Origin of the sequence: Caballeronia humi (assembly GCF_001544475.1) — a bacterium.
GTDB classification, from domain to species: Bacteria; Pseudomonadota; Gammaproteobacteria; order Burkholderiales; family Burkholderiaceae; genus Caballeronia; species Caballeronia humi.
Window position 1 is genome coordinate 1 of sequence record NZ_FCNW02000265.1, and the last position, 521, is coordinate 521.

1 protein-coding gene is annotated in these 521 nt (G+C 58.2%); it reads right to left on the reverse strand.

Annotated features, from left to right (window positions below):
- Positions 1 to 487 (reverse strand): LysR family substrate-binding domain-containing protein (locus AWB65_RS35345; protein ID WP_235008149.1); only part of this gene is annotated, 487 nt, incomplete at its 3' end.
- Positions 488 to 521 lie beyond the last annotated feature (34 nt).

Here is a 521-nt window from a genome sequence, read left to right on the forward strand (position 1 = left end):
TGTTTTCGTCGCCGTTGCGCGTGATCATAACCAGCGTACTCGTGAGCTCAAAATCCCGGACCGGAACGAACTTCACATCCCGACGATTGTTTCTTGCAATGGATCGTCCGACAAGCGTGGTGCCGAGACCTGCGCCTACGAGCGCCAGCGCCGTGTGGATTTCAATTGCTTCGTAACCGACGAGCGGCTGGGCTCCCGCGGACTGAATCGCTGTGAGCATCTGAAGCCCGAACGGGCTACGAGGATCTTTCGGATACAGGATGAAGGGGAGCTGGGAAAGCTCCACAGCCGACACGGACTTTTGCTTTGCCAGTGAATGCCCGATCGGGATGACCGCAACGGACGGCTCGTCGAGCATCACCGTGTAGGTCAGGTCTGCACTTTTCACGATCGGGCCGAGGAAGCGCGCAATGCCTAGATCGATCCGACCTTCGCGCAATTGCTCAGGCTGGTACTCAGAAAGCACCTCGACGAGATCGAGGTGCACTTCCGGACATGACTGCCGGAACTTCCTCACTGCG